Here is a 21,000-nt window from a genome sequence, read left to right as displayed (position 1 = left end):
GGGCTTCCAGCGGTTTCTCAGACGTTGAAGCCCAGCGCGCGCAGTTGCTCGCGGCCCTCGTCGGTGATCTTGTCGGGACCCCACGGGGGCATCCAGACCCAGTTGATCTTCAGGTCGTTGACGATGCCCTCCGTGGCGGCCTTCGCCTGGTCCTCGATCACGTCGGTCAGCGGACAGGCCGCCGAGGTCAGCGTCATGTCCAGGGTGGCGATGTTGCCCTCGTCCACGTGGATGCCGTAGATCAGGCCGAGGTTGACGACGTCGATGCCCAGCTCGGGGTCGACGACGTCGTACAGCGCCTCGCGGATCTCGTCCTCCTCCGCCGGCTTCGTCGTCACGTCGGTGTCCGTCATGCTGCGGCCTCCTTCAGCGCCTGGGCCGTGGCGTCTTTCCACGCCATCCAGGACAGCAGGGCGCACTTCACGCGCGCCGGGTACTTCGAGACGCCGGCGAACGCGACCGCGTCCTCCAGCACCTCCTCCATGGCAGCCAGGTCTTCGTCCCGCTCGATCCTCCCACGCGACTGCATCAGCTCCAGGAACCTCTCCTGGATCCGCTGCGCCTCGGCCAGCTCCTTGCCGACCAGCAGCTCGTTGAGCACGGAGGCGCTGGCCTGGCTGATGGAGCAGCCCTGGCCCTCGTACGAGACGTCCTCGATGGTGTGCCCGTCGAGCTTCACGCGCAGCGTGATCTCGTCACCGCAGGTCGGGTTGACGTGGTGCACCTCGGCGTCGCCGGCCCGCAAGCCCCGCCCGTGCGGGTGCTTGTAGTGGTCCAGGATGACGTCCTGGTACATCGAATCGAGCTTCACGCTGTTCCCACGCCCTTCAGCCGAAGAAGTTCCGGACGTACTCCAGGCCGTCGACCAGCGCGTCGACCTCGCCCGGGGTGGAGTACAGATAGAACGACGCCCGCGTGGTCGCAGGAATTCCGTACCGCAGGCAGACCGGCCGCGCACAGTGGTGGCCGACCCGGACCGCGATGCCCTGCTCGTCGAGCACCTGGCCGACGTCGTGCGGGTGGATGTCGCCGAGCGTGAAGGAGATCGCGGCGCCGCGCTCCTCGGCCGTCGTGGGGCCGATGATCCTCAGGTCCGGGACCTCCTGGAGCCGCCCGAGCGCGTACGCGGTGATGGCGCGCTCGTGCGCCTCGATCTGCTCCATGCCGACGCCGCTGAGGTAGTCCACCGCGGCGCCGAGGCCGACGGCCTGGGCGATCGGCGGGGTGCCGGCCTCGAACTTGTGCGGCGCCGGGGCGTACGTCGAGGAGTGCATCGAGACGGTCTCGATCATCTCGCCGCCGCCGAGGAACGGGGGCAGGTCGTCCAGCAGTCCCTTGCGGCCCCAGAGCACCCCGATGCCGGTGGGGCCGGCCATCTTGTGCCCGGTGAAGGCGACGAAGTCGGCCTGCAGCGCCTGCACGTCCAGCGGCATGTGCGGGGCGGCCTGGGAGGCGTCGACGACGACGAGCGCGCCGACCTCCTGGGCGCGGCGGACGATGGCCTCGACGGGGTTGTGCGTGCCGAGGATGTTGGAGACCAGCACGAAGGAGACGACCTTCGTCCTCTCCGTGATGACCTCGTCCAGGTCGCTCAGGTCCAGGCGCCCGTCGTCGGTGAGGCCGAACCACTTCAGCTTCGCGCCGGTGCGCTGCGCGAGCAGTTGCCACGGGACGATGTTGGAGTGGTGCTCCATCTCCGTGATGACGATCTCCGTGTCGCGGTCCACGCGGTACGGCTCGTCGGCGAAGCCGAGCATGTTGGCCACGAGGTTCAGCGACTCGGAGGCGTTCTTGGTGAAGACGACCTCGTCCCGGCTGGGCGCGTTGACGAAGGCGGCGACCTTGTCGCGGGCGCCCTCGTAGAGGGCCGTGGCCTCCTCGGCGAGGACGTGGACACCGCGGTGCACGTTGGAGTTGTGCCGCTCGTAGTACGCGTTGAGCGCGTCGAGCACCTGGCGCGGCTTCTGCGAGGTCGCCGCGTTGTCCAGGTACACGACCTTCTTCGCGTCGTGGACGGTGCGGTCCAGGATCGGGAAGTCCTTGCGGATCGCCTCGGTGTCGAGGAGGCCCGGCAGTTCGGTCACTCTGATGCGCCGCCCTTCACGTAGGCTGCGTAGCCCTCCTCCTCCAGCTTGTCCGCGAGCTCCGGGCCGCCGGACTCGGCGATCCGGCCGCCCGCGAAGACGTGCACGTGGTCGGGCTTGATGTAGCGCAGGATGCGGGTGTAGTGGGTGATCAGCAGGGTGCCGACCTCGCCGCTCTCGCGGATCCGGTTGACGCCCTCGGAGACGATGCGCAGCGCGTCGACGTCCAGACCCGAGTCGGTCTCGTCGAGGATCGCGATCTTCGGCCGGAGGAGTTCGAGCTGGAGGATCTCGTGGCGCTTCTTCTCGCCGCCGGAGAAGCCCTCGTTGACGTTGCGCTCGGCGAAGGCGGGGTCGATGTTCAGCCGCTCCATCGCCTCCTTGACCTCCCTGACCCAGGTGCGGAGCTTGGGGGCCTCGCCGCGGATGGCGGTGGCGGAGGTGCGCAGGAAGTTGGAGACGGTGACCCCGGGGACCTCGACCGGGTACTGCATAGCGAGGAAGAGGCCGGCGCGGGCGCGCTCGTCGACGCTCATCTCCAGCAGGTCCTCGCCGTCGATGGTGACGGTCCCGGAGGTGATCTGGTACTTGGGGTGGCCGGCGACGGAGTACGCCAGGGTGGACTTGCCGGAGCCGTTGGGGCCCATGATGGCGTGGGTCTCGCCCTGCTTCACGGTCAGGTCGACGCCCTTGAGGATCTCCTTCGTGGCGTTGTCGGCCTCGACGGAGACGTGCAGGTCGCGGATTTCAAGCGTTGCCATGGTGCCTTCAGGACTCCTGGGTGACGGAGACGAACACGTCGTCCCCTTCGATCTTGACGGGGTACACGGGGACGGGGCGCGTGGCGGGCATCCCGGAGGGCTTGCCGGTACGCAGGTCGAAGGTGGAGCCGTGCAGCCAGCACTCGATCTGGCAGTCATCCACCTCGCCTTCGGAGAGCGAGACGTTCGCGTGCGAGCAGATGTCGTAGATCGCGAACACCTCGTCCTCCGTGAGCACGACCGATACCGGCGTGCCGCCGAGCTCCACCCGCTTGGGGATGTCCTCCTCAAGCTCGCTCAGCGCACAGGCGCGGACGTACGTCGCGTTGTTCGTGTCGGTCATGCCACGGACGCCTCCAGCTCAGCCTCGATCTTCTCGATCAGGCGCCGTTCGACGTCCTCGATGCCGATCTGCTGCACCAGCTCGGCGAAGAAGCCGCGCACGACCAGCCTGCGGGCCTCGTCGGCCGGGATGCCGCGGGCCATGAGGTAGAAGAGCTGCTCGTCCTCGAAGCGGCCGGTGGCCGACGCGTGGCCCGCGCCGACGATCTCGCCGGTCTCGATCTCCAGGTTGGGCACCGAGTCGACGCGGGCGCCGTCGGTGAGCACCAGGTTGCGGTTCAGCTCGTAGGTGTCGGTGCCCTCGGCCGCCTTGCGGATCAGGACGTCGCCGATCCACACGGCGTGCGCGTCGGCACCCTGGAGCGCGCCCTTGTACGCCACGTTGCTGCGACAGTGCGGGGCGTCGTGGTCGACGAACAGGCGGTGCTCCTGGTGCTGGCCGGCGTCGGTGAAGTACAGCCCGTACAGCTCGGCCTCGGCGCCCGGGCCCCCGTAGTGCGCCCGCGGGTGCAGCCGGACCAGGTCGCCGCCGAAGGTGACGACCACGGACTTGAAGCTGGCGTCCCGGCCGATGAGCGCCGACTGCTGCGCGACGTGCACGGCCGCGTCGTCCCAGTCCTGCACGGAGACGACGGTGAGCCTGGCGCCGTCGCCCAGCACGTACTCGGTGTTCTCCGCGAGCACCGCGTCGCCGGTGTGGTCGATGACGACGACGGCCTCGGCGAAGGCGCCCAGCTCGATGAGCTGGTGCCCGTAGGACACACTGCCCTCGCCGTGCACCGAGACCCGGATGGGCTCGGCGAGCTGCGTGTCCTTCGGGACGGTCACGACCGTGGCCTTCTCGAACGAGGAGTACGCCTGGGCGGCGATCCGGTCCACCGGAGTGCCGGCCCGGCCCAGCCGCGCGTCGTCCCGCCCGACGGTCTCGACGCTGACGCCGTCGGGCGCGGTGATGGCCACCTTGGGCTCGCCGGTGGCGGCGGCGCTGCCGTCGTGCAGGCCGCGGGTCCGCTCCAGCGGGGTGAAGCGCCACTCCTCCTCCCGGCCGTGCGGGACCGGGAAGTCCGCCACGTCGAAGGACGGCGGGGCGCTCATCCTGGTGGCGACGGTGGACTCGGCGGCCACCGCGATGCTTCCGGCGGCGGTGGAGCCGGCCGGGATCTTCTGGGCGTCGGCCATGACTGTTCTCGTACTCGCTTTCTCGGGAATCGTCTCGAAGGCTGGTCCGGCCTCTTCCGGCGCGGTGCGGGCGGTTAGCCGACCGCGCCTTCCATCTGCAGCTCGATCAGCCGGTTGAGCTCCAGCGCGTACTCCATCGGCAGCTCCTTGGCGATCGGCTCGACGAATCCGCGGACGATCATCGCCATCGCCTCGTCCTCGGACAGGCCGCGCTGCATCAGGTAGAAGAGCTGGTCGTCGCTGACCTTGGAGACGGTGGCCTCGTGGCCCATCGTCACGTCGTCCTCGCGGACGTCGACGTACGGGTAGGTGTCCGAGCGGGAGATCGTGTCGACCAGCAGGGCGTCGCAGAGCACGTTGGACTTCGAGTTCTCCGCGCCCTCGCCGATCTCGATCAGGCCGCGGTACGAGGTCCGCCCGCCGCCGCGCGCCACCGACTTGGAGACGATGTTGGACGAGGTGTTGGGCGCCATGTGCACCATCTTGGCGCCGGCGTCCTGGTGCTGGCCCTCGCCGGCGAAGGCGACGGACAGCGTCTCGCCCTTGGCGTGCTCGCCCATCAGGTAGATCGCCGGGTACTTCATGGTGACCTTGGAGCCGATGTTGCCGTCGACCCACTCCATGGTCGCGCCCTCGTAGGCCACCGCGCGCTTGGTGACCAGGTTGTACACGTTGTTCGACCAGTTCTGGATCGTGGTGTACCGGCAGCGGGCGTTCTTCTTCACGATGATCTCGACGACCGCGGAGTGCAGCGAGTCCGACTGGTAGATCGGCGCGGTGCAGCCCTCGACGTAGTGCACGTACGCGCCCTCGTCGACGATGATCAGCGTCCGCTCGAACTGGCCCATGTTCTCGGTGTTGATCCGGAAGTACGCCTGGAGCGGGATCTCGACGTGCACGCCCTTCGGCACGTAGATGAACGAGCCGCCGGACCACACCGCGGTGTTCAGGGAGGCGAACTTGTTGTCACCGGGCGGGATGACCGTGCCGTAGTACTCCTTGAACAGCTCCGGGTGCTCCTTCAGCGCGGTGTCGGTGTCCAGGAAGATGACTCCCTGCTCCTCCAGGTCCTCGCGGATCTGGTGGTAGACGACCTCCGACTCGTACTGCGCGGCGACGCCGGCGACCAGGCGCTGCTTCTCCGCCTCGGGGATGCCGAGCTTGTCGTAGGTGTTCTTGATGTCCTCCGGCAGGTCCTCCCAGGACTGGGCCTGCTTCTCGGTGGACCGCACGAAGTACTTGATGTTGTCGAAGTCGATGCCGGAGAGGTCGGAGCCCCAGGTGGGCATGGGCTTCTTGCCGAACAGCCGCAGGCCCTTCAGCCGGGTCTTCAGCATCCAGTCGGGCTCGGACTTCTTGCCGGAGATGTCCCGGACGACGTCCTCGGACAGGCCGCGCTTCGCGGCGGCGCCGGCCGCGTCGGAGTCGGCCCAGCCGTACTCGTAGCGTCCCAGGCCTTCGAGCTCGGGATGCTCCGAGGTGGCGGTCTCGATGGGCGCAGTCATGCGGGGTTCCTCCCGGACGTGGGTGGCTTGCTGCGAGCGTGGTGCTCGCGGATTTCGGGAACGAACGTCGTACACACCCCGTCGCCGTGGGCGATGGTGGCCAGACGCTGCACATGGGTGCCGAGCAGGCGGGAGAAGACCTCGGTCTCCGCCTCGCAGAGCTGCGGGTATTGCTCGGCGGTGTGCGCCACCGGGCAGTGGTGCTGACAGAGCTGCTCGCCGGGGGCTCCGGGCGCGCTGCGCGCCGTGGCAGCGTACCCGTCCTCGGAGAGCAGCCGGGCGAGGGCCTCGACCCGGCTCTCGGGCGGGACGCCGGCCAGCTCCGCGGCGTACCGCTCGGCCTGCTCGGCGACCCGGTCGCGGGCGAAGGCGGCGACGGCCGCCTCGCCCCGCACGCCGCCGCCCGCGCTCTGGGCGATCCAGCGCAGGGCGTCCGCGGCGAGCTGGTCGTACGCCTGGTCGAAGGCGTCCCGGCCGCAGTCCGTCAGGGCGAAGACCTTGGCCGGCCGGCCGCGCCCGCGGGTCCCGTAGACCCGCTGGTCGCGGGGTTCGACGATGCCCTCGGCGACGAGCGCGTCGAGGTGCCGCCGGACGGCGGCGGGGGTGAGTTCGAGCCGGTGGGCCAGGTCGGCGGCGGTCGAGGGGCCGTGGTCGAGGATGGAGCGGGCGACGCGGTTGCGCGTCCCGTCCGCGGGCACGGCAGCACCGGCGGCCGGCCCGGCCGCCTGGTCCTTCGCCGTGCTCCCACCCGGGTCCACGTTTTTCACAACGCCATTGTTGCTTAATTCGGCGCGGCACGACAAGCCGGGTCTCGATCACCGCGCGGTGGCATGCATCACTTAGGGTCACCTAAGTTCCGCACGGACTCCGTCCACCCCTGGCGTGAACCCTCCCGGGGCGGCTCCGGGAGGGGACGCGGGCTCTTTAGACTCGCACTCATGCAACAGCCCTCCACCGACGCGGCCGTCGAGGTGTCCGGCCTCGTCAAGCGGTACGGCGAGAAGACCGCCGTGGCCGGGCTCGGCCTCACCGCCGCCCGCGGCGACGTCACCGCCGTCCTCGGCCCCAACGGCGCGGGCAAGACGACCACCGTCGAAATCTGCGAGGGCTACCGCCGTCCGGACGCCGGCACCGTACGCGTCCTCGGCCTCGACCCGCTGGCCGACGCCGCCGAGCTGCGGCCCCGCGTCGGCGTGATGCTGCAGTCCGGCGGCGTCTACCCCGCGGCCCGCGCCGAGGAGATGCTGCGGCACGTCGCGCGGCTGCACGCCCACCCCCTCGACGTCGTCGCGCTGATCGAGCGGCTGGGCCTCGGCTCCTGCGGGCGCACCCCCTACCGCCGCCTCTCCGGCGGCCAGCAGCAGCGGCTCGCGCTGGCGATGGCCGTCGTCGGCCGCCCCGAGCTGGTCTTCCTGGACGAGCCGACGGCCGGCCTCGACCCGCAGGCCCGCCGCGCGACCTGGGAGCTGATCGGCGAACTGCGCGCCGACGGGGTGTCCGTGGTGCTCACCACGCACCACATGGACGAGGCGGAACAGCTCTCCGACCGGGTCGCGATCATCGACGGCGGCCGGCTGCTGGTCGACGGCACCCCGGAGGAGCTGTGCCGCGGCGGCGCGGAGAACACCATGCGCTTCACCGGACGGGCCGGACTCGACCTCGGCTCGCTGCTGAAGGCGCTGCCGCCGGAGACCGCGGCGCTGGAGCTGGCCCCCGGCTCGTACCGGATAAGCGGCGAGATCAACCCGGAGCTGCTGGCGACGGTCACGACCTGGTGCGCGCAGAACGGGGTGCTGCCGGAACAGATGACGGTGGAGCGGCGCACGCTGGAGGACGTCTTCTTGGAGCTGACCGGAAAGGACCTGCGCGCATGAGGGCTCGGCAGGCGGGGACCGGCGTCCACGCGCCGCGTCCGGGGGCGGCGCCGCTGCCCCGCATGGTCGCCGCGCAGGCCGGGCTGGAGACCCGGCTGCTCCTGCGCAACGGCGAGCAGGTGCTCCTCACCATGATCATCCCGGCGGTGCTGCTGCTGCTCTTCAGCACGGTCGACGTCGTCGACACCGGCCCCGGCCAGCGCGTCGACTTCCTCACCCCCGGCGCCATGGCGCTCGCCGTCATGGCCACCGCCTTCACCGGCCTGGCCATCGGCACCGGCTTCGACCGCCGCTACGGCGTGCTGAAGCGGCTCGGCGCCTCGCCGCTGCCGCGCGCCGGGCTGATGGCGGCGAAGGCCGCCTCGGTCCTGGCCACCATCGCGCTGCAACTCGTGCTGCTGACCGCCATCGCGCTCGCGCTCGGCTGGTCGCCGCGCGGCGGGGCCGGCGGCGCGCTCGCCGTGGCGCTGCTCGTGGCGCTGGGCACGGCGGCGTTCGCGGGGCTGGGGCTGCTGATGGCGGGCACGCTGCGCGCCGAGGCCACGCTCGCGGCGGCGAACCTGGTCTTCGTGCTGCTGCTGGTGGCGGGGGGCGTGCTCGTGCCGCTGGAGAGGTTCCCCGACGGCGTCCGCGCGGTGCTCGACGTGCTGCCGGTCGCGGCGCTGTCCGACGGGCTGCGCGACGTCCTCCGGGACGGCGGCGGCATGCCGTGGGGCGACCTGGGGCTGCTGGCCGGCTGGGCGGTGCTGGGGCTCGGCGCCGCCGCGCGGTTCTTCCGCTGGGAGTGACGGCGCCCGGACGGGCTCACGCGCGGCGGGGAAACGTCCGGCTCACCCCTCGTGAAACCGGGCACAAGGGGCGGCATACGATAGCGCCGTGCAGAACCCCCTCGCCCTCGTCGCCGAGCGCTGGACCCCGACGCAGCAGACGGTCCAGCGCGCGACGCTCTCCGCGCTGCTGATGAGCATCGTCATCGTCGTCACCGGGGGCGCGGTCCGGCTGACGGGCTCGGGGCTCGGCTGCGACACGTGGCCGAAGTGCTCCGACGACAGCCTGCTGGCGACGTCCGAGATGGGCGTGCACGGAGCCATCGAGTTCGGCAACCGGCTCCTCACCTACGTGCTGTGCGCGGCGGTCGGCTGGGCCATCGTCGCCGCCCGCGCCACCAAACCGTGGCGCCGCGAGCTGACGCGGCTGGGCTGGCTGCAGTTCTGGGTGGTCATGGGCAACGCCGTCCTCGGCGGCGCCGCGGTGCTCACCGAGCTGAACCCGTACACCGTCGCCGCCCACTTCCTGCTCGCCACCGGGCTGATCACGGTCACGTACCTCACCTGGCACCGCGCCCGCGAGGGCGACGGCGGGCCCGACATGCTCGTCGGCGTGGTGGTCCGCCGGCTGACCCGGGCGCTGGTGGCGCTGTCCGTCGTGCTGCTGGCCGCCGGCACCGTCGTGACCGGCACCGGGCCGCACGCGGGCGACTCCAGCGACGTGCCCCGGATGGGGTGGATCAGTTGGGACAACGCGGCCCGGGTGCACTCGGCCGCGGCCTGGGGGGTGATCGCCCTCACGGTCGCGATCTGGGTGGCGCTGAAGCTCCTCGACGGCCCGCCGGGGCCGCTGTCCCGCACCCGGGATCTGTTCCTGGTGCTGATGTCGCAGGCCGTCGTCGGCTACGCGCAGTACCTCACGGATGTGCCCGAATACCTCGTCATGATCCACCTGTTGGGTTCGACGCTGGTGTGGATCGCGGTGCTACGGGTGCTGGTCTCGCTGCGGCACCGGCCGCAGACCGGACCCGCGGTGCCGCCTCCGGCGGTGGGTGCGGAGGCGCGGCCGGTGGGGTCCCCGGCTCGGTAGCAGGCCCGCCTCCGGCGGGGACGGGGCGGAAGGATCCGCCACCCCCGCGGTCAGCGCGCCACGGCGCCGCGGTCACGGTCAGGAACCCTTTTCCCCGCCGCCCTCTGCCCCGGCTGCACCACGGCCGTCGCCGGGCTCCGCGGCGGCTTCCGCCGCCGCCTCGGCCGCGACCGCGGGAGGCTCTGCCGGCTCGGGCGCGGACGGTTCGTTCTGCCCGGCCTCCCCGGCGGAAGCCGCCGGCGTGGCCGGCTCCGCCTCGGGCTCACCGCGCTCGACGCCCGGGTTCTCGGGGCCGCCCACCTGGATTCCGGCCATCCGCGTCCACTCGTACGGGCCGGTCCTCACCCCCGCCGCCAGCTCGCCGTCGAAGCTCTCCTGCAGCGCCACCCCCGCGGCCCGCGCCGCCTCCGTCGCGCTCCGCATGCTCGGCGCCACCAGGTCGCCCCACGTCCCGTCCGCCCCGACGAGCACCAGCCGGGCGCCCGGTTCGCCGAGGTACGCGACCTGCCCCCGCGCGCCGCCGTGGCGGCCGGCGAAGGACTCGATCTGCCGGGTGAGCTTGCGGGTCCTGCGGTCGTCGTCGCTCATGCCGCAGATGCTACCCGCCGGTAAGTCAACGCAGGAAGGGATCCACGGCCACCGCGATGAACAGCAGCGACACATAGGTGATGGACCAGTGGAAGAGCCGCATCTCCTTGAGCTTCGCGCCCACGACCCCGCTCTTCGCCCGCCGCAGCAGCCCGTGCGCCTCGCGCAGCCACACCGCGCCGAGCACGGCGGCCACCGCCGGGTAGAACCAGCCGGTGTAGCCCAGCGGCCAGAGCAGCAGCGAGACCGCGACCATCACCCAGCTATAGGCGACGATCTGCCGCGCCACGACCTTGTTCGACGCCACCACCGGCAGCATCGGCACCTTGACCCGCGCGTAGTCGTCCTTGACCTTCATCGACAGCGGCCAGTAGTGCGGCGGCGTCCAGAAGAACATCACCAGAAAGAGGATCAGCGAGGCCCAGGAGACGGAGTTCGTCACCGCGGACCAGCCGATGGCGACCGGCATGCAGCCGGCGATGCCGCCCCAGACGATGTTCTGCGAGGTGCGCCGCTTCAGCAGCATCGTGTAGACGAGGACGTAGAAGAGGTTCGCGCCGAGCGCGAGCGCCGCCGACAGCGGGTTGACGAGCGTGGCGAACCACACAGTGGACACCACGGTCAGGGCGAGGCCGAAGGCCAGCGCCTCGGCCGGCCGGACCATCCCGGTCACCAGCGGACGCTGCTCCGTGCGGTGCATCAGCGCGTCGATGTCCCGGTCCAGGTACATGTTCAGCGCGTTGGCGCCCCCGGCGGAGAGGTAGCCGCCGACGCAGGTGGCGAGCACCAGCCACAGGTCGGGCACGCCCTCGGCGGCCAGGAACATCACCGGAACGGTGGTGATGAGCAGCAGCTCGATGATGCGCGGCTTGGTCAGCGCCACGAACGCCTTGACCCGGGCACCGGTCGGCCGGTGCACAGTGCCCTGCCCGAGTACACCCGCGGGTCGGGATTCGACGGCCGTCACGGACACCTCTGCTCGGGGTCAAGGGATTTCTGTACGTCGTCACTGTAGACGCTGCGTATGGGCCCCCCGCGCGGGGGGTGCCCCGTGTTGGACGGGCTCGGAACCGCCCGCGCGGGGGCGCCCGGACGCCGTCCGGCGGGCGCGACCGGCCCGGCACCGGCAGTCTGGATATCAGCGGGATAGGCTCGAAGGCGCCCGGTGCTTTCCGGTCGCCGGAGTTCCCGACCGTGGAGAGAGGAGCCCTGAACAAGGGTGAGCACGCAGCCGACCACCGACCTCGAGTGGAACGAACTGGACGACCGCGCGGTGGACACCGCACGCGTCCTGGCCATGGACGCCGTACAGAAGGTCGGTAACGGCCACCCCGGCACGGCGATCAGCCTGGCCCCCGCCGCGTACACCCTCTTCCAGAAGGTGATGCGGCACGACCCCGCCGACCCGCAGTGGACCGGGCGGGACCGCTTCGTCCTCTCCGCGGGACACTCCAGCCTGACGCTCTACACCCAGCTCTACCTGGGCGGGTTCGGCCTGGAGCTGGCCGACCTGGAGGCGTTCCGCACCTGGGGCTCCAGGACCCCCGGGCACCCGGAGTACGGGCACACCCCCGGCGTCGAGACGACGACGGGGCCGCTCGGCCAGGGCGTCGCCAACGCCGTGGGCATGGCGATGTCCGCGCGCTACGAGCGCGGCCTGTTCGACCCGGACGCGCCCGCCGGCACCTCCCCGTTCGACCACCACATCTGGGTGGTCGCGGGCGACGGCTGCCTGCAGGAGGGCATCTCGCACGAGGCGTCCTCGCTGGCCGGCCACCAGAAGCTGGGCAACCTCATACTGCTCTGGGACGACAACCACATCTCCATCGAGGGCGACACCGCCGCCGCCGTCTCCGAGGACACCGTCGCGCGCTACGAGGCGTACGGCTGGCACGTCCAGCGGGTCGCGCAGAAGCCGAACGGCGACCTCGACCCCGAGGCGCTGTACCGGGCGTTCCAGGAGGCCAAGGCGGTCACCGACCGGCCGTCGTTCATCGCCGCCCGCTCGATCATCGCCTGGCCGGCCCCGAACGCGCAGAACACCGGGGCCGCGCACGGCTCCGCGCTGGGCGAGGAGGAGGTCGCCGCGACCAAGCGGATCCTCGGCTTCGACCCCGAGCGGCACTTCGAGGTCGACGCCGACGTGCTCGCGCACGCCCGCGCGCTCGGCGAACGCGGCGCGGAGGTGCACGCCGCGTGGGACAAGCAGTTCTCCGTCTGGCGCGAGGAGAACCCCGTGCGCGCCGCCGAGTTCGACCGGATCCGCGCCGGCGAACTGCCCGCGGGCTGGACGGACAGGCTGCCGTCCTTCCCGGCCGGCAAGTCCGTCGCCACCCGCAAGGCGTCGGGCGAGGTGCTGAAGGCGCTCGGCCCGGTGGTGCCGGAGCTGTGGGGCGGCTCCGCCGACCTCGCCGGGTCCAACAACACCACCATTCCCGGCTCGGCCTCGTTCCTGCCCTCCGACAACCCGCTGAGCGGCGCCGACCCGTACGGCAGGACCGTCCACAACGGCATCCGCGAGCACGCCATGGCCGCCGCCATGAACGGCATCACGCTGCACGGCAACACCCGTGTGTACGGCGGCACGTTCCTGGTCTTCTCCGACTACATGCGCAACGCGGTGCGGCTGTCGGCGCTGATGCACCTGCCGGTGACGTACGTGTGGACGCACGACTCCGTCGGCCTCGGCGAGGACGGCCCGACCCACCAGCCCGTCGAGCACCTGGCGAGCCTGCGCGCGATCCCCGGGCTGAACGTGGTCCGCCCCGCGGACGCCAACGAGACGGTCGTCGCCTGGCGCGAGATCCTGCGCCGCTACACCAAGGAGTACGGCGTCGGCGCCCCGCACGGCCTGGCGCTGACCCGGCAGGGCGTGCCGACGTTCGAGACGAACGGTGCCGTCGAGAACACCGCCCGCGGCGGCTACGTGATGTTCGAGGCCGAGGGCCCCGGCGGCGCGCAGGCCGAGCCGCAGGTGATCCTCATCGGCACCGGCTCCGAGGTGCAGCTCGCGGTCGCCGCCCGCGAGCAGTTGCAGGCCGAGGGCGTCCCGACGAGGGTGGTCTCGATGCCGTCCGTGGAGTGGTTCGACGAGCAGCCGCGGGAGTACCGCGACGCCGTGCTGCCGCCCGCGGTCAGGGCCCGGGTGGCGGTCGAGGCGGGCGTCGGGATGACGTGGCGGCGCTTCGTCGGGGACGCCGGACGCATCGTCTCGCTGGAGCACTTCGGCGCCTCCGCCGACTACAAGGTTCTCTTCCGTGAGTACGGGCTCACCGCCGACGCCGTCGCCGACGCGGCCCGGGAATCCCTGCGGGCCTGAAGTCGCTGACGGTTACAGACGGGCACACAGACGATAACGACGGCAGGAGATGCAATACCGATGACCGACGCACTCGAGCGCCTCTCCGGTGAAGGCGTCGCGATCTGGCTCGACGACCTGTCCCGCAAGCGCATCACGTCCGGCAACCTCGCCGAACTGATCGACGAGAGCCACGTCGTGGGCGTGACCACCAACCCCACGATCTTCCAGAAGGCCATCTCGGCGGGCGACGGCTACGACGGCCAGCTCACGGACCTCGCCACCCGGGGCGTCACCGTCGAGGAGGCCGTCCGCATGATCACGACGGCCGACGTACGCGACGCCGCCGACGTGCTCCGCCCGGTGCACGACGCGACCGAGGGCCAGGACGGCCGGGTCTCCATCGAGGTCGACCCGCGGCTGGCCCACCACACCGCCGCCACCATCGCGGAGGCCAAGCAGTTGGCCTGGCTGGTGGACCGGCCCAACCTGTTCGTGAAGATCCCCGCCACCCGCGCGGGGCTCCCCGCCATCACCGAGGTGCTCGGCAAGGGCATCAGCGTCAACGTGACGCTGATCTTCTCCCTGGAGCGCTACCGCGAGGTGATGGACGCCTTCCTCGCCGGCCTGGAGCAGGCGAAGGCCGCGGGTCTGGACCTGGCGGAGATCCGCTCGGTCGCCTCGTTCTTCGTCTCCCGCGTGGACACCGAGGTCGACAGGCGGCTCGACGCCCTGGGCACCGACGAGGCGAAGAAGCTGCGCGGCAGGGCCGCCGTCGCCAACGCCCGGCTGGCCTACGAGGCGTACGAGGAGGTCTTCTCCTCGGACCGCTGGACCGCGCTGGAGAAGGCCGGCGCCCACAAGCAGCGCCCGCTGTGGGCGTCGACGGGCGTGAAGGACAAGGCGTACAAGGACACGCTCTACGTGGACGACCTGGTCGCCCCGGGGACGGTCAACACCATGCCGGAGGCCACGCTGCACGCGGTCGCCGACCACGGCGAGATCCGCGGGGACGAGGTGCGCGGCACGTACGCCGAGGCGCGCGCCGACCTCGACGCCCTGGAGAAGCTGGGCATCCAGTACGACGACGTGGTCGGCGTGCTGGAGGACGAGGGTGTGGAGAAGTTCGCGAAGTCCTGGACCGACCTGCTCGACTCCACCCGGACAGAGCTCGAACGCCGTGCACCGAAGGGGGCGTAGTCGACGGTGACCGGCGCTGACGCCAATCCGCTGCGGGATCCGCAGGACCGGCGGCTGCCGCGGATCGCGGGGCCCTCGGGCCTGGTGATCTTCGGAGTCACCGGCGACCTGTCGCGCAAGAAGCTGATGCCCGCCGTGTACGACCTGGCGAACAGGGGGCTGCTGCCGCCCGGCTTCTCCCTGGTGGGCTTCGCCCGCCGCGACTGGGAGGACGAGGACTTCGCCCAGGTCGTACACGACTCGGTCAAGGAGCACGCCCGCACGCCCTTTCGCGAGGAGGTGTGGCAGCAGCTCTCCGAGGGGTTCCGGTTCGTCCAGGGCGACTTCGACGACGACGACGCGTTCGAGCGGCTGCGCGCCACCGTCGAGGACCTGGACAAGGCGCGCGGGACGGGCGGGAACTTCGCGTTCTACCTCTCCGTCCCGCCGAAGTTCTTCCCGCTGGTCGTCCAGCAGCTCAAGGCGCACCGCCTCACCGACCCGCCCGGCGACTCCTGGCGGCGCGCGGTCATCGAGAAGCCGTTCGGGCACGACCTGAAGAGCGCCAAGGAGCTCAACCGGATCGTCTACGAGGTCTTCGAGCCCGACCAGGTCTTCCGCATCGACCACTACCTCGGCAAGGAGACCGTCCAGAACATCCTGGCGCTGCGCTTCGCCAACACGATGTTCGAGCCGCTCTGGAACAGGTCCTACGTGGACCACGTGCAGATCACCATGGCCGAGGACATCGGCATCGGCGGGCGGGCCGGCTACTACGACGGCATCGGCGCCGCCCGCGACGTCATCCAGAACCACCTGCTCCAGCTCCTGGCGCTGACCGCGATGGAGGAGCCGACGGCGTTCGACGCGCAGGGGCTGGTGGCGGAGAAGATCAAGGTGCTGGAGTCGGTGCACCTGCCCGCCGACCTGGGCCGGCACACGGTGCGCGCGCAGTACGCGGCCGGCTGGCAGGGCGGCGAGAAGGTGCGCGGCTACCTGGAGGAGGACGGCATCGACCCGCACTCCGGGACCGACACCTACGCCGCGATCAAGCTGGAGATCGACAACCGCCGCTGGGCGGGTGTGCCGTTCTACCTGCGCGCCGGCAAGCGGCTCGGCCGCCGGGTCACCGAGATCGCCGTGGTCTTCCAGCGGGCGCCGCACCTGCCCTTCGACACCACCGACACCAGGGAGCTGGGCCAGAACGCGCTGGTGATCCGCGTCCAGCCGGACGAGGGCATCACCGTGCGGTTCGGCTCCAAGGTGCCGGGCACCTCGATGGAGGTGCGGGACGTGACGATGGACTTCGCCTACGGCGAGTCCTTCACCGAGTCCAGCCCCGAGGCGTACGAACGGCTGCTGCTGGACGTACTCCTCGGCGACGCGAACCTCTTCCCCCGGCACCAGGAGGTCGAGCTGTCCTGGAAGATCCTCGACCCGATCGAGGAGCACTGGGCCGCGCACGGCAAGCCCGAGTCGTACACCGCGGGCACCTGGGGACCGCAGGCGGCGGACGAGATGCTGGCACGAGACGGACGGAGCTGGCGGCGGCCATGAACATCGACCTCACCGAGACCACCTCGGCCCAGATCAACGCCGCGCTCGTGGGCGCCCGGCGGGCCACCGGCACGCCGGCGGTCGGGATGGTGCTCACGTTGGTGATAGTCACGGACGAGGGCAACCACTACGACGCGCTCAAGGCCGCCAGCCAGGCGTCCAAGGAGCACCCGTCGCGGATCCTGGTCGTCATCAAGCGCCCCGGCCGCTCCCCGCGCGAGCGCGCGCAGGCGCGGCTGGACGCGGAGGTGCGCGTCGGCAACGAGACGGACACCGGCGAGACGGTGCTGCTGCGGCTGCACGGCGAGCTGGCGGGGCACGCAGCGAGCGTCGTGCTGCCGCTGCTGCTGCCGGACGCGCCCGTGGTGGTGTGGTGGCCGGAGGACGCGCCGGAGAACCCGGCGGAGGACCTGCTCGGCCGGCTCGCCGCCCGCCGGATCACCGACGCGGCGTCCTGCGAGGACCCGGTCGACGCGCTGCGGCAGCGGGCCACGGCGTACGCGCCCGGGGACACCGACCTGGCGTGGACGCGGATCACGCCGTGGCGCAGCGTGCTGGCGTCGGCGCTGGACCAGGGGCACCCGCCCATCGAGTCCGCGGTGGTGGAGGGCGAGGAGTACAACCCCTCCACCGAGCTGCTGGCGCTGTGGCTGGCGGACCGGCTGCACGTGCCGGTGGAGCGCACGGGCTCGCCCGGCCCCGGGCTGACCGCGGTGCGGCTGGTGACGACGGACGGCGTGATCTGCCTCGACCGGCCGAACGGCGCGCTGGCCGAGCTGGCCGTGCCGGGGCAGCCGGAGCGGCACGTGGCGCTCAAGCGGCGCACGACGGCGGAGCTGATCGCGGAGGAGCTGCGGCGGCTGGACCCGGACGAGGCGTACGCGCACGCGGTGGCGTACGGCGTGGAGCGGCTGGCGCCGGCCGGGGCCGTGAAGGCGGACGTGGCGGAAGCGGAAGCCAAGGCGAAAGCGGAGGCCAAGGCCGCGCGGGCCGACGACGGCAAGGACGACGCCGGGAAGGCGCCCGCGAAGAAGGCGGCGGCGAAGAAGCAGCCGGCGAAGCAGGGCGGCGCGAAGTCGCCCTCGGCCGGGACGTCGTGAGCGCGGGCGCCGTGAGCACGCCGCAGATCGTCGTCCACCGCGACAAGGAGCTGATGGCCGAGGCGGCCGCCGCCCGGCTGATCACGAAGCTCGTGGACGCGCAGTCGGCCCGGGGCACGGCGTCGGTGGTGCTCACGGGCGGCCGCAACGGCAACGGGCTGCTGGCGGCGCTGGCCGCCGCGCCGGCCCGGGACGCGGTCGACTGGTCGCGGCTGGACCTGTGGTGGGGCGACGAGCGCTTCCTGCCCCCCGGCGACCCCGACCGCAACGCGACCCAGGCGCGAGCGGCACTGCTGGACGCGGTGCCGCTCGACCCGGCGCGGGTGCACGAGATGCCGGCGGCGCAGGCGGAGTTCGGCGCCGACGCGGACGCGGCGGCGGCGGCGTACGCGCGCGAGCTGGCCGCCGCGGCCCGGCCGGAGGACCACGGTCCTGTCCCGGCGTTCGACGTGCTGCTGCTGGGCGTGGGTCCCGACACGCACGTCGCGTCGCTGTTCCCGGAGCTGCCGGCGGTACGGGAGACGGAGCGGACGGTCGTCGGCGTCCACGGGGCGCCGAAGCCGCCGCCGACGCGGATCTCGCTGACGCTGCCGGCGATCAGGGCGGCGCGGGAGGTGTGGCTGCTGGCGGCGGGCGAGGACAAGGCCCGGGCGGCGGCGATGGCGCTGTCGGGCGCGGGCGAGATCCAGGCCCCGGCGGCGGGCGCCACCGGCCGCACGCGCACCCTGTGGCTCCTGGACCGCCCGGCGGCGGCACTGCTCCCGCCGACGCTGTACCCGCCGGCATCGCCGTAGCGGGATCAGAGCATCGCGCGGGCCAGCGCCACCGCGCCCGCCAGGCCGTCGGGGACCGGGGCCGGGGTCAGGCCGTACGGGCGCATGCGGGCGGTGAAGCGGGGCAGCAGGGGTCCCGCGGGGGCGAGAAGGCCGCCGGTGGTGACCAGAGGTTCGCCGGGCGCCGGGGCGAGCACGGCGACGGTCTCCGCGAGGCGGTCCGCGGCCTCGTCCAGGATCGCCCCGGCCACCGCGTCACCCGCCTCCGCGGCCCGTACGACCACCGGGCACAGCCGCGCGATCTCCACCGGCGCCCCCGCGAACCCGGCGTCCACCAGCGCGATCCGCGCCACGGCGGCCCGCTTCCCGCCCCCACCTCCCGTCGCCGCCGCCAGCACGTCCACCAGCCCCGTCGCCGGCCCCCGACCGTCGAGCGCGCGCAGCGCCGCCCGCAGTGCCTCGCGGGCGATCCAGAAGCCGCTGCCCTCGTCGCCGAGGAGCCATCCGTGGCCGTCGGTCGTCGCCGTCTGCCGGCGGTCCGCGATCCGTGCCGCCGACGCACCGGTGCCGGCGATCACCACCACCCCGGCCGCCGGCGCTCCCGGGCCGGCCGCGAAGGCGATCTCGGCGTCGCCGTGCATCCGCACCCGCGCCTCCCCCACCCCGCAGCGGCGCAGCGCCGCGCGCAGGGCGGCGTGCGTGCGGCGCGTGCCGGCGTCGTCGGGGTCCGCGGGCTCCGCGCCGGCGACGCCCGCGACCAACGCCGCGATCCGCCCCGGGCCGCCCGCCTCCGCCAGCGGCGCCACGCACGCCGTCAGCCGGTCCGTCAGCACCTCCTCGGGCACCGAGCGCGGGTTTCCCGCCCCCGCCGCCGCGGTGCGCAGCGCCGCGCCCCCCGCCGCCCGTGCCAGGGCCGCCCGGGTCCTCGTACCCCCCGCGTCGATGCCGATGACCAGCTTCTCCACTGCCCGCTCCCCGTGGTCGGCGCCGCGTCGCGCCCTTGACGTGCGGTGCGCGACTGCCTGAGATTGACCCCGCGTACGGCACGTTGTCCAGACCACTCCCGGGAGCACCGATGACCCTCCAGCCGATCAGCGCAGCCGCCTTCACCGCCGCCGCCCTGGCCTCACTCCGGCGGGTGGCGGAGGGCCAGCGCACCGAGGTCGGCGCCGCCGCCCGGGTGTTCGCCGACGCGCTGACCGGCGACGGCGTGATCCAGGCGTTCGGCACCGGGCACTCCGAGTCGCTGGCGACCGAGATCGCCGGCCGCGCCGGCGGCTTCGTGCCTACGAACAAGATCGCCCTGCGCGATCTCGTGATCTACGGCGGCGAGCCCCCCGCGCTCCTCGCCGACGCCAAGCTGGAGCGCGACCCCGGCACCGCGCGCCGGCTGTACGAGCTGGCCGCGCCGCACCCCGGGGACGCCTTCGTCATCGCCTCGAACTCCGGCATCAACGGCTGCGTCGTGGAGATGGCCGCCGTCGTCAAGGAGCACGGGCACCCGCTGATCGCGATCACCTCGCTGTCGCACGGCACCCGCGCCGAGTCCCGGCACCCCTCCGGCAAGCGGCTCACCGACCACGCCGACGTCGTGCTCGACAACGGCGCCCCCTTCGGCGACTCCGTGCTCCCGCTGCCGGGCGGCGGTACGGCGTGCGCGGTGTCGTCGATCACCGGCGCGCTGCTCGTGCAGCAGGTCGTCGCCGAGGCGATCCGGCTGCTGCTGGAGCGCGGCGCGACGCCGCCGGTGTACCTGTCGGCGAACATCCCCGAGGGCGACGGGCACAACGCCGCGCTGGAGGCCCGCTACGCGGGCCGGATCCGCCGCGGGGCGTAGCGCAGCAGCACCAGCGCCGAGTCGTCGTGGAGCCCGGGCGCCCAGTCCTCGAGGTCGCGCCGCAGCGCCGCCAGCACGTCCGCGGGCGGTTCCCCGCGCGGCGCGCGGGCGTACCGCTGCGCCAGCGGGAAGAACTCGCCCGCCGCGCTGCGCGCCTCCAGCACGCCGTCGGTGGTCAGCAGCAGCTCGTCGCCGTCGGCGAGCGCCATGGCGCTCTCCTGCGCGCCCTCGGTGGACTTCGCCAGCCCGAGGCCCAGCGGCGGGTCGCCGTGCAGGTCGGCCTCGCGTACGCGCCCCGCGGCGCTGCGCACCAGCGGCGGCGGGTGGCCGTGGTTGAGGACCCGGCACAGGCCCCCCGCGGAGATCGTCAGCAGCAGGACGGTGGCGAAGCTCTCGGAGCCGCCGTCGCGGGCCAGGCTGCGGTCGAGGCGGGCGGCGATCCGGTCCAGTTCCGGCTCCTCGTGGGCGGCCTCGCGGAAGACGCCGATGGCCATGCCGGTGGTGGGGACGACGCCGAGGCCGTGGCCGCGTACGTCGCCGATGACGATGCGCACGCCCCAGCGGGTGCTGAGCACCTTGTAGAAGTCGCCGCCGATCATCGCCTCGTCGGCGGCGGAGCGGTATGAGTGCGCCACGTCCAGCGGTCCCACGCGGGCGGGCGGTGCGGGCAGCAGGGCCTTCTGGGCGACGTTGGCGACCCGGGTGACGCTGGTGAGCCGTTGCTCGCGCGCGGTCCGTTCGCGGTACACGACGAACCCGATCGCGGTGGCGAAGACGATGGCGAGGACGCGCGCGAGGAAGCCGAGGTCGGGCAGGTCGAAGTTCCACAGGCTCAGCAGGGTGCCCAGCGCCAGCGCCACCAGGCCCGAGACGAGGATCGCCCGTCTCGTGCCGTCGATCGCGACGAACACCGGCACGACGGCGAACAGGCCCGACACCGTCTGCCCCCGCGAGCCGACGATGTCCACGACGGTGACCGCCGCGAGGAACAGCCCGGCGACCCGGTACGAGGTCCCGCGCAGCACCCGCATATCCCCAGGCTGCCGCGCGGGATCCGGTACCGCCA

20 protein-coding genes and 1 pseudogene are annotated in these 21,000 nt (G+C 72.5%); 9 read left to right on the top strand and 12 right to left on the bottom strand.

All coding sequences use genetic code 11. The annotated features are described in order from the left end of the window. Positions 1-17: 17 nt before the first annotated feature. The 8 genes from O7599_RS31780 to O7599_RS31745 form a co-directional block, all read right to left on the bottom strand. Positions 18-353 carry a metal-sulfur cluster assembly factor gene (locus tag O7599_RS31780; protein ID WP_027742964.1) on the bottom strand — a complete coding sequence of 112 codons (336 nt, stop codon included), beginning with the start codon at positions 351-353 and terminating at the stop codon, positions 18-20. After that, positions 350-811 carry a Fe-S cluster assembly sulfur transfer protein SufU gene (sufU, locus tag O7599_RS31775; protein WP_281619055.1) on the bottom strand — a complete coding sequence of 154 codons (462 nt, stop codon included), beginning with the start codon at positions 809-811 and terminating at the stop codon, positions 350-352. Before sufU ends, O7599_RS31780 begins: the two co-directional genes overlap by 4 nt. A 16-nt stretch (positions 812-827) precedes the next feature. After that, the gene (locus tag O7599_RS31770) at positions 828-2,084 is read right to left on the bottom strand and encodes a cysteine desulfurase (RefSeq protein ID WP_281619054.1); all 1,257 of its coding nucleotides are present in this window, start codon (positions 2,082-2,084) and stop codon (positions 828-830) included. Next, positions 2,081-2,845 (bottom strand): Fe-S cluster assembly ATPase SufC, encoded by a 765-nt coding sequence (gene sufC, locus O7599_RS31765; RefSeq protein WP_281619053.1) that lies wholly within the window; start codon positions 2,843-2,845, stop codon positions 2,081-2,083. Before sufC ends, O7599_RS31770 begins: the two co-directional genes overlap by 4 nt. A 7-nt stretch (positions 2,846-2,852) precedes the next feature. Further along, positions 2,853-3,188 carry a non-heme iron oxygenase ferredoxin subunit gene (locus tag O7599_RS31760; RefSeq protein ID WP_281619052.1) on the bottom strand — a complete coding sequence of 112 codons (336 nt, stop codon included), beginning with the start codon at positions 3,186-3,188 and terminating at the stop codon, positions 2,853-2,855. Then, complete coding sequence (sufD, locus tag O7599_RS31755; protein WP_281619051.1) at positions 3,185-4,366, bottom strand: Fe-S cluster assembly protein SufD; 1,182 nt, start codon at positions 4,364-4,366, stop codon at positions 3,185-3,187. The genes O7599_RS31760 and sufD overlap by 4 nt, the downstream gene beginning before the upstream one ends. 74 nt (positions 4,367-4,440) lie before the next feature. After that, positions 4,441-5,871 carry a Fe-S cluster assembly protein SufB gene (sufB, locus tag O7599_RS31750; protein WP_281619050.1) on the bottom strand — a complete coding sequence of 477 codons (1,431 nt, stop codon included), beginning with the start codon at positions 5,869-5,871 and terminating at the stop codon, positions 4,441-4,443. Further along, positions 5,868-6,629: a metalloregulator ArsR/SmtB family transcription factor gene (locus tag O7599_RS31745; protein WP_281623599.1), complete on the bottom strand. Its 762-nt coding sequence runs from the start codon at positions 6,627-6,629 to the stop codon at positions 5,868-5,870. The genes sufB and O7599_RS31745 overlap by 4 nt, the downstream gene beginning before the upstream one ends. Positions 6,630-6,809: 180 nt before the next feature. On the opposite strand from O7599_RS31745, the gene O7599_RS31740 reads away from it, so the two are divergent. The 3 genes from O7599_RS31740 (at position 6,810) to O7599_RS31730 (ending at position 9,602) form a co-directional block, all read left to right on the top strand. After that, a complete protein-coding gene (locus O7599_RS31740) occupies positions 6,810-7,745 on the top strand; it encodes an ABC transporter ATP-binding protein (protein WP_281619049.1) in 936 nt (311 codons plus the stop codon). Beyond that, complete coding sequence (locus O7599_RS31735; RefSeq protein WP_281619048.1) at positions 7,742-8,533, top strand: ABC transporter permease; 792 nt, start codon at positions 7,742-7,744, stop codon at positions 8,531-8,533. Before O7599_RS31740 ends, O7599_RS31735 begins: the two co-directional genes overlap by 4 nt. Positions 8,534-8,621: 88 nt before the next feature. Further along, entirely contained in the window at positions 8,622-9,602 is a 981-nt protein-coding gene (locus O7599_RS31730; RefSeq protein WP_281619047.1) for a COX15/CtaA family protein, read from the top strand. Positions 9,603-9,884: 282 nt separating this feature from the next. On the opposite strand, the pseudogene O7599_RS36930 reads toward O7599_RS31730, so the two are convergent. Together O7599_RS36930 and O7599_RS31720 are read right to left on the bottom strand one after the other, a co-directional pair. Then, positions 9,885-10,190, bottom strand: a pseudogene (locus O7599_RS36930) (hypothetical protein); the annotation flags it as partial. A 25-nt stretch (positions 10,191-10,215) separates the two neighbouring features. After that, positions 10,216-11,157, bottom strand: a complete 942-nt coding sequence (locus O7599_RS31720) for a heme o synthase (protein WP_281619045.1) — start codon at positions 11,155-11,157, stop codon at positions 10,216-10,218. Between the two features lie 252 nt (positions 11,158-11,409). On the opposite strand from O7599_RS31720, the gene tkt reads away from it, so the two are divergent. From tkt to pgl, 5 genes are read left to right on the top strand one after another with little or no spacing between them, the layout of a single operon-like run. Continuing rightward, complete coding sequence (gene tkt, locus O7599_RS31715) at positions 11,410-13,509, top strand: transketolase (RefSeq protein ID WP_281619044.1); 2,100 nt, start codon at positions 11,410-11,412, stop codon at positions 13,507-13,509. A 60-nt stretch (positions 13,510-13,569) separates the two neighbouring features. Then, positions 13,570-14,688, top strand: coding sequence for a transaldolase (gene tal, locus O7599_RS31710; RefSeq protein ID WP_281619043.1), 1,119 nt, complete (start codon positions 13,570-13,572; stop codon positions 14,686-14,688). Positions 14,689-14,694: 6 nt separating this feature from the next. Further along, complete coding sequence (zwf, locus tag O7599_RS31705) at positions 14,695-16,224, top strand: glucose-6-phosphate dehydrogenase (RefSeq protein ID WP_281619042.1); 1,530 nt, start codon at positions 14,695-14,697, stop codon at positions 16,222-16,224. Then, positions 16,221-17,324, top strand: a complete 1,104-nt coding sequence (gene opcA / locus O7599_RS31700) for a glucose-6-phosphate dehydrogenase assembly protein OpcA (RefSeq protein ID WP_281619041.1) — start codon at positions 16,221-16,223, stop codon at positions 17,322-17,324. The genes zwf and opcA overlap by 4 nt, the downstream gene beginning before the upstream one ends. Positions 17,325-17,335: 11 nt before the next feature. Then, on the top strand, positions 17,336-18,118 hold the full coding sequence (pgl, locus tag O7599_RS31695; RefSeq protein WP_281619040.1) for a 6-phosphogluconolactonase: 783 nt from the start codon (positions 17,336-17,338) through the stop codon (positions 18,116-18,118). A 5-nt stretch (positions 18,119-18,123) separates the two neighbouring features. On the opposite strand, the gene O7599_RS31690 is transcribed toward pgl, so the two are convergent. Beyond that, entirely contained in the window at positions 18,124-19,062 is a 939-nt protein-coding gene (locus tag O7599_RS31690) for a BadF/BadG/BcrA/BcrD ATPase family protein (RefSeq protein WP_281619039.1), read from the bottom strand. A 110-nt stretch (positions 19,063-19,172) separates the two neighbouring features. Here O7599_RS31690 and O7599_RS31685 point away from each other — a divergent pair, with 110 nt between their 5' ends. Then, positions 19,173-19,934: an SIS domain-containing protein gene (locus tag O7599_RS31685; protein ID WP_281619038.1), complete on the top strand. Its 762-nt coding sequence runs from the start codon at positions 19,173-19,175 to the stop codon at positions 19,932-19,934. Here O7599_RS31685 and O7599_RS31680 read toward each other — a convergent pair. Beyond that, positions 19,904-20,965, bottom strand: coding sequence for a PP2C family protein-serine/threonine phosphatase (locus O7599_RS31680; protein WP_281619037.1), 1,062 nt, complete (start codon positions 20,963-20,965; stop codon positions 19,904-19,906). The two genes, O7599_RS31685 and O7599_RS31680, sit on opposite strands and share 31 nt — an antisense overlap. Positions 20,966-21,000 lie beyond the last annotated feature (35 nt).

The sequence above is a fragment of the Streptomyces sp. WMMC500 genome (genome assembly GCF_027497195.1).
In the GTDB taxonomy this organism is placed as follows: Bacteria; Actinomycetota; Actinomycetes; order Streptomycetales; family Streptomycetaceae; genus Streptomyces.
Note: the sequence above shows the minus strand (reverse complement) of the source record. Positions and strands in the feature narration are given on the sequence as shown.

Excerpts from the sequence above, each read along its gene's own strand:
- sufC (WP_281619053.1), bottom strand. The coding sequence starts at position 2,845 with ATGGCAACGCTTGAAATCCGCGACCTGCACGTCTCCGTCGAGGCCGAC.
- tal (WP_281619043.1), top strand. The coding sequence starts at position 13,570 with ATGACCGACGCACTCGAGCGCCTCTCCGGTGAAGGCGTCGCGATCTGG.
- O7599_RS31760 (WP_281619052.1), bottom strand. The coding sequence starts at position 3,188 with ATGACCGACACGAACAACGCGACGTACGTCCGCGCCTGTGCGCTGAGC.
- O7599_RS31735 (WP_281619048.1), top strand. The coding sequence starts at position 7,742 with ATGAGGGCTCGGCAGGCGGGGACCGGCGTCCACGCGCCGCGTCCGGGG.
- opcA (WP_281619041.1), top strand. The coding sequence starts at position 16,221 with ATGAACATCGACCTCACCGAGACCACCTCGGCCCAGATCAACGCCGCG.
- sufD (WP_281619051.1), bottom strand. The coding sequence starts at position 4,366 with ATGGCCGACGCCCAGAAGATCCCGGCCGGCTCCACCGCCGCCGGAAGC.
- O7599_RS31680 (WP_281619037.1), bottom strand. The coding sequence starts at position 20,965 with ATGCGGGTGCTGCGCGGGACCTCGTACCGGGTCGCCGGGCTGTTCCTC.
- O7599_RS31740 (WP_281619049.1), top strand. The coding sequence starts at position 6,810 with ATGCAACAGCCCTCCACCGACGCGGCCGTCGAGGTGTCCGGCCTCGTC.
- O7599_RS31780 (WP_027742964.1), bottom strand. The coding sequence starts at position 353 with ATGACGGACACCGACGTGACGACGAAGCCGGCGGAGGAGGACGAGATC.
- sufB (WP_281619050.1), bottom strand. The coding sequence starts at position 5,871 with ATGACTGCGCCCATCGAGACCGCCACCTCGGAGCATCCCGAGCTCGAA.
- O7599_RS31685 (WP_281619038.1), top strand. The coding sequence starts at position 19,173 with ATGACCCTCCAGCCGATCAGCGCAGCCGCCTTCACCGCCGCCGCCCTG.